This is a genomic window from Gordonia sp. UBA5067 (genome assembly GCF_002414845.1).
GTDB lineage: Bacteria > Actinomycetota > Actinomycetes > Mycobacteriales > Mycobacteriaceae > Gordonia > Gordonia defluvii.
The window spans coordinates 1-394 of record NZ_DIAX01000056.1 but is presented as its reverse complement, the minus strand read 5'-3'; the positions used below and the strand labels follow the sequence as shown (position 1 = coordinate 394).

Annotated in this window: 1 pseudogene; it reads right to left on the bottom strand. The window is 60.2% G+C overall.

The window, feature by feature from the left end:
* Window positions 1-394 (bottom strand): annotated as a pseudogene (locus B4M62_RS09080) (FAD-containing monooxygenase EthA); the annotation flags it as partial.

Here is a 394-nt window from a genome sequence, read left to right as displayed (position 1 = left end):
GGTGATGATGATGTCGGCGTCGAGATGGCTGCCGTCCTCGAGTTCGATTCCGGTGGCATCGAAGGTCTTGATCTTGCCGGTGACGATGGAGGCCTGGCCCTTGCTGATCTCCTTGTACATGTCCCCGTCGGGGACCACGCACAGTCGCTGGTCCCACGGATCGTACGGCGGGTTGAAATGGGTTTCGACGTCGAAGTCCTTCGGAAGTTGCATCGCATTGATCTTGCGGAGCGCCTTACGCGCGGCCTGTGGAAATCGCTGGCAGAACTCATAGATCGCCTTCTGCTGCAAGATGCTTCGTTTCCGGTTCACCTGGAATCCGCGGTCCTCGCCAAGAACCCGCATTGCCGTCTTGGCGAGCGGGTCCTCGCGCGGCACGGGGATGATGTAGGAC